Consider the following 6645-nt stretch of genomic DNA (forward strand, 5'->3'; position numbering starts at 1 on the left):
ACGGATTTTTGCCATGCCACGAAATTAGCATCATGCTAGCAAGTTAAGCGAACACTGACATGATAAATTAGTGGTTAGCTATATTTTTTACTTTGCAACAGAACCACCCAGTTCATTAGAAATTCATGAATAGTGATTAATCCATACCATCAGGAATTTTATACAGTAATACATCTATCAATACAAAATGTGCATGAGTCTCCATCCATTAATAAAAATTCAACCTGCACTTATGAAAAAGTGCAGGTTGGCCTGCATTCACATTATTGCTTTTTATTCAACATATGTGTAGCATGTCCCATCACACCTTCTGCTGCTTCCATAAGTGTCTCTGGTAAGGTAGGATGAGCATGAATCGTAAGGCTAAGATCTTCCGCATTTGCCCCAGCCTCAATCGCAAAAACAGCCTCTGCAATCAGAGAGGATACCTCTGGTCCAACCATCTGTACTCCTAACACTCTTTTCGTATTCTTTTCGGCTACAACTTGTACAAAGCCATCTGCATCCGAGACAGATAACGCCCTAGCATTTGCTTGGAATGGAAAACGACTGGATACTGTTTCGTATCCTTTTTCCTTTGCTTCCTTCTCTGTTAAACCTGTATAGGCTACTTCAGGATCGCTGAAGATAACAAAAGGCATCGCTTGAAAATCAATCACACTATTTTGACCACTGATCACTTCGGCTGCTATCTTTGCTTCATAACTAGCTTTATGAGCAAGGAGGTCACCACCAGCACAATCCCCTATTGCATAAACATGTTCAATGTTTGTTTGACATTTGTTATTTATCTTAATAAATCCTTGGTCGTCTAATACTACTCCGATATTTTCCAGACCAATTTTACCTGTGTTTGGTTTTCTCCCAATAGAAACTAAGCAATAATCACCTTGAATAATTTCTTCCTTTCCATCAACTTGAACATGGACGTTAACTTCATCGCCTGTATTTTCTCCACCTTGAACAAGGGCATCCGTTATAACAGTGATTCCAATTTCCTTTAAATGACGTTTTACTGTTTTTGTTAGGATAGGATCTGTCCCGGACAAAATTGTATCCGATCCCTCAAGGATGGTCACTTTTGCCCCAAACTTTGCATAAGCAGTACCTAACTCTAAACCGATATAACCACCACCTACCACAACTAAATGATTGGGTACTTCCTGTAGTTGCAATGCCTCCGTTGAAGAAATGATTCTTTTTTGATCAAATGGCATACTTTTTAACTCGACTGGCAAAGAACCTATTGCAAGAATTAAATCTTTGTAGGAAAAAATCTGTTCCTCGTCCTCTATTTTTATTTTTGCAATATGTGCTTCAGTGAGATAGGCTTCCCCACTGATGACCTCTACACCATTTCCTTTTAACAAGGTGCGAATCCCATCTGTTAGCTTGTTCACGATTCCGTCCTTCCACTTTACTACTTCTGGCATATCAACTTGAACCTCACCCGAAACCTTAAGCCCCATTGTATTGGCATGTTTAATGTGTTTGACTCGTTCAGATGCACTAATAAGAGCTTTTGAAGGGATACACCCTCGATTAAGGCAAACTCCTCCTAACTCCGCCTTATCAACCAGTACCACCTTTTTTCCTAACTGGGCAGCACGTATTGCCGCCACATAACCTCCAGACCCTGCTCCTATCACTAAAAGGTCTACATCTTTTTTCACTTCTCCAGTCATCCTAGATTCCTCCTTTGATAAGTAACTATAATTACTATTTGTACTCAAGAATATAGTTGTGTAATATGTGTCTAACCTTTTTCTTATTTTCACCTATTTTTCTTCTCTTATTAGACAATTTATAAAAAATAATCTACATTTTGATTAAAAGGGCTTTCTAAATGGAAAGCCCTTTTTACTCTTACTCTTTCACTCGCATAAGTCGTAAACTGTTCAACGCTACAAGAAGAGTTGCACCCATATCTGAAAGAATCGCAATCCAGAGTGTTAACCAACCTGGAATAACCAATAATAAGGCAATAAATTTAATAGCAATTGCAAAAGTAATGTTAGCTTTTATTATGTTTAGCGCTTTTCGACTTAGTTTTACCGTAAACGGAAGTTTTCTTAAATCATCTCCCATTAGTGCAACGTCCGCCGTTTCTAATGCTGTATCAGTACCAGCTCCACCCATTGCAATTCCAACAGTGGAAGCTGCCAATGCAGGTGCATCATTGACACCATCGCCAATCATAGCTACGTTGTTGTATTCCGATTTCAATTGTTTAATATAATCCAATTTATCCTGAGGCATTAATTCAGCCTGAACTTCTTTTACTCCGACATGACTTCCAATGGCATTCGCAGTACCTTTATTATCACCGGTAAGCATAATTGTATTTTTGATGCCAAGTTGATGTAGTTTTTGAATGACTTCTTTACTTGATTCATGTACTTCATCTGCTACTGCAATAATAGCTAGTATTTCTTTGTCAGTTCCAACAACCATAGCAGTTTTCCCTTGATTTTGAAGAGTTGCAACTTTTTTCTCTAAATTCTTATCAAAACTAGAGTTTGACAGTTCCTTAAATAGTTTTGGACTTCCAATATAATAGGTCGTTCCGTCTACAGTACCCTTAATTCCTTTTCCTGTAATGGAAGAGAAGTCATCTACCACAACATCTGAATAAGAAATATTCGCCTCTTCTGCTCTTTTCATGATTGCTGATGCAAGAGGGTGCTGAGAACGATACTCTAATGCAGTAATGATGGATAGCATTTCATTTTCATCTACCTGTTTGTTCAACACATTGAAGTCAGTTACAACAGGGACACCTTTTGTCAAAGTACCTGTTTTATCGAAAGCAATGGCCTTTAAGGCACCCATTTCTTCTAAATAAACGCCACCTTTTATTAGGACACCCTTTTTCGCTGCATTTCCAATTGCTGAAACAATCGAAATCGGGGTGGAAATAACCAACGCACATGGACAACCAACGACTAAAACAGCTAAACCTTGATAAACCCATGTTTCCCAACTAGCCCCAAAGAATAATGGTGGAACTACAGCAACTAACGCAGCTATGATCATGATGATCGGAGTATAATATTTCGCAAATTTTTCTACAAAGGCTTGAGATGATGCTCGTTCTCCCTGTGCTTCCTCTACAAGATGAATAATTTTTGAAATGGTTGTATCTTCTACTAATTTAGTTATTTCTACTTCAAGTAATCCTTCTTCATTTAGAGTACCTGCAAATACTTCATCATCAACCGCTTTTTCAACAGGGACTGACTCACCTGTAATGGCAGCTTGATTAACAGCAGAGTACCCACTTACAACCATCCCGTCCATGGCAATCTTTTGACCAGGTTTGACAATCATAATATCTCCAACTGCAATATCATCTACATGAACCATCATTTCTTGACCTTTTCGTCTAACAAGTGCCTCTTTAGGTGCAATATCCATTAATGATCGAATTGATTGTCTCGCTTTATCCATAGAAAATCGTTCTAGAGCTTCACTAATTGCAAAGAGTATGACAACAACAGAAACTTCTGCCCATTTTCCTATAATCGCACCACCTATAACTGCAACAGTCATAAGTGTTTTCATGTCAAATTCAAAGCGTAACAAGTTTTGGAAACCAACTTTAAAAAGCGATAATCCTCCTATTAACATCGATGCTACAAATAATAATGTAGTAACAATGTTCTCATCCCCATTAACAAAGACTGAAAGATATCCGAAAACAATCAATAAGGTCGAATAGAGTAAAGTACTGTGCTTTTTATAGAATGGCACTTTTTCTTCTTTTTCATCCTCTTTTTCCTGGTTAATCTCTTGTGTAGCTTGCCGTACAGGTTTTTCAGAGGCCACTTTAAGATTCTCAAAAGCACCTGCTTTTTCTAATTCTTCAATCGTTGCTTCTCCGTAAACGGAAATTTTGGATGCTCCAAAATTTACTTTTGCATCCTCTACTCCCGGAATTTTTTTAACATTTCTTTCAAACTTTCCTGCACAGTTTGCGCATGAAAACCCTTCAACACGATATATATTTTTGTCTTTTTTAACCTCTTGCGGAGCCTGCCGTCTAGGTTTTTCTGGAGCCACTTTAAGGTTCTCAAAGGCACCTGCTTTTTCTAATTCTTCAACCGTTGCTTCTCCGTAAACGGAAATTTTGGATGCTCCAAAATTTACTTTTGCATCCTCTACTCCCGGAATTTTTTTAACATTTCTTTCAAACTTTCCTGCACAGTTTGCGCATGAAAATCCATCAACACGATAGACATATTTCTTCTCTAATGGCTTCGTTGCTTCACTCATATTTAATAACCTCCTTCTTAATTAACCAATGTATCTTTTATCAATCAATGCATGTGGAATTCCTATATTCTTGGCCACCTCTCATTATGATATTCATTTGAATATTACGTTATGTTCTGTTGCTATTATATATCCACACATATATAGATAGTCAAATGATTATTTGATTGTATTTTATTTCTTTTTTTGCTAAGACTAAACTCAACTTTTCTGTTTAATTTCCTCAACTGATTATTCAAGGCTATTCCTTTAATATTTTCATTCCAACCCAACAACTCCTATGATCCAAGAAGCTATATAGAAAACAGCTACACCAAGCAAAACGTAAAGACCAGTTTTTCGATTTTCAGATTGATTAACAACTGGAAGTAAGTCCGTTGCTGCAACATATAGAAAAACACCTGCTGAAAAGGACAAAGCAATTCTTGCAAAAGAATCGCCAAGTACTTCAGCTGCAAATTCTGTGTCACTGAGTAGCCATACTAAAGCCCCTCCAAATATAGTAGCCAAAGCCAGTACTGCAGAGGCAATAAACGCCTTTTTCCTGTCATTAAATACTACAAGAACAATCGAAGAAATGGTTAAGCCATCTGGTATTTTATGAAGTAATACAGCAACAAACACAAGGAAACCTAATTCACTGCTTACTTCGAATCCCGCAACAATGGAGACCCCATCAAAGAAACTATGAATAGTCATTCCGATAAAGGCACCTAAACCGCCCGTTTTTTTACTGAGTTTATCCTCATGTGTTTCATAGCCGAAATGAAAATGAGTTGTGAGGATTCTTTGAAAGGCAAATAATACTAAAAATCCTATTAATATATAGATTCCATTTTCAGGTGAATTTTCTAATCCTTCTGGCATTAGATCAAGAATACCTATGGATAAAAGAAAACCTGCACTAAAAGCCATTAAATATGTAAGAGCTTTGGGGGACCATTCTTTTCTCACGACAATAAGTCCTCCAACAAGATTAGCTATACTTGTGAGTAACACAAGAGATACTACAGTCCATGAGAACATTACAAACTCTCCTTACTTTAATTCATTCCATTTCACAAATAATTTGGACCATCAGGGTACAATTCAGAGAAAAAACAAGATTTAAGTCTCAGTGGATACCAGGGCTTAAATCTCCTGAGATGATTTTTTATCTAATGGTCTTTTCTTAGGTAATTTTTATGATTTATTTTTGAGCAACTGCATTCCATCATGTAAAATGGAGGACTGAGTTGTTTGTAACATTTTAACTAATTTTTCCCAACACTCATCACATTTACTTCTTTTCCTTCAACTGTAGTGCTTCTTGCATAAGGTGATGCACATGATTACTTACTAGCCTATAAAAAACCATCTTCCCTTTTTTACGATACTCGGCAAGCCCCATATTACGTAACATACGTAGGTGGTGTGAAGCAGTAGCATTCGTAGAACCAATAATCGTTGCTACATCACAGACACACATTTCATCTTCTTGCGTAAGTGCATAAACAATTTTCAACCGTGTATCATCCGCAAAAACTTTAAACAATTGTGATAAGCCATCCGTTTGACCGACTTCCTGCTGACGGCGCTCAACCTTTTCTGGGTCAAATATAAATGTCTCACAAGCATCTTTTCCCCTTGATTTTATACCATCTAAATCATGTTCTTTTTTATTTATGGAAGTAATACTCAAAACAACCCCTCCTCTGTAATTAGTGTATACAATAACATTCAAATTATTGTTTGTATATATATATATTAATATAAATAATATAACGTTTTATTGCAACAATAAAATATACATTTTTTCGTTATATCATGGTATACTTTAAAATAATGAATATTGGAGGAGGAGAATCAGGATCTACTATATCATTGCAGTCATCGTTTTAATCATTGATCAACTATGGAAATCTGCGATTGTCAAATGGATGGAAATAGGTCAAACCATTCCTTTATGGGAAGGAGTATTCCATATTACTTCTCTTCGAAATAAAGGAGCAACATTTGGAATTTTGCAAGGTCAACGCTGGTTTTTTATTATTGTAACGTTAATTGTTGTACTGGGTATCATTTATTATTTACAAACAGAAGGAAGGAATAACCGACGAATCTCTTTTGCCTTATCACTGTTGCTAGGTGGAGCATTAGGGAACTTTTTTGACCGCTTGATTAGAGGAGAAGTAGTAGATAGCCTTGATTTTCGGCTCATTGATTATCCTATCTTTAATCTCGCTGATGTTTTCATAGTTTCTGGTGTTGCTTTAATGATATTGGAGGTTCTGTTGCAAAGTAAAAATATAGCTAACCACTAATTTATCATGTCAGTGTTCGCTTAACTTGCTAGCATGATGCTAATTTCGTGGCATGGCGAAAATCCGT

Annotated in this window: 5 protein-coding genes; 1 reads left to right on the top strand and 4 read right to left on the bottom strand. The window is 36.7% G+C overall.

Annotation, left to right across the window (positions count from 1 at the left end):
• Positions 1 to 263: 263 nt before the first annotated feature.
• The 4 genes from lpdA to CD112_RS12590 form a co-directional block, all read right to left on the bottom strand.
• Complete coding sequence (gene lpdA / locus CD112_RS12575) at positions 264 to 1685, bottom strand: dihydrolipoyl dehydrogenase (protein WP_002504088.1); 1422 nt, start codon at positions 1683 to 1685, stop codon at positions 264 to 266.
• Between the two features lie 181 nt (positions 1686 to 1866).
• Positions 1867 to 4275: a heavy metal translocating P-type ATPase gene (locus tag CD112_RS12580; protein WP_002504087.1), complete on the bottom strand. Its 2409-nt coding sequence runs from the start codon at positions 4273 to 4275 to the stop codon at positions 1867 to 1869.
• 258 nt (positions 4276 to 4533) lie between these two features.
• Complete coding sequence (locus CD112_RS12585) at positions 4534 to 5301, bottom strand: ZIP family metal transporter (protein ID WP_002454666.1); 768 nt, start codon at positions 5299 to 5301, stop codon at positions 4534 to 4536.
• A gap of 253 nt (positions 5302 to 5554) precedes the next feature.
• On the bottom strand, positions 5555 to 5956 hold the full coding sequence (locus CD112_RS12590; RefSeq protein WP_002454665.1) for an ArsR/SmtB family transcription factor: 402 nt from the start codon (positions 5954 to 5956) through the stop codon (positions 5555 to 5557).
• A gap of 163 nt (positions 5957 to 6119) precedes the next feature.
• On the opposite strand from CD112_RS12590, the gene lspA reads away from it, so the two are divergent.
• Positions 6120 to 6578: a signal peptidase II gene (gene lspA / locus CD112_RS12595; protein WP_162496181.1), complete on the top strand. Its 459-nt coding sequence runs from the start codon at positions 6120 to 6122 to the stop codon at positions 6576 to 6578.
• Positions 6579 to 6645: the final 67 nt, after the last annotated feature.

It is taken from the genome of Staphylococcus simulans, assembly GCF_002902285.1.
Classification (GTDB): domain Bacteria; phylum Bacillota; class Bacilli; order Staphylococcales; family Staphylococcaceae; genus Staphylococcus; species Staphylococcus simulans.

Coding starts and splice junctions, on each gene's coding strand:
- lpdA (WP_002504088.1), bottom strand. CDS start 1,685: ATGACTGGAGAAGTGAAAAAAGATGTAGACCTTTTAGTGATAGGAGCA.
- CD112_RS12580 (WP_002504087.1), bottom strand. CDS start 4,275: ATGAGTGAAGCAACGAAGCCATTAGAGAAGAAATATGTCTATCGTGTT.
- CD112_RS12585 (WP_002454666.1), bottom strand. CDS start 5,301: ATGTTCTCATGGACTGTAGTATCTCTTGTGTTACTCACAAGTATAGCT.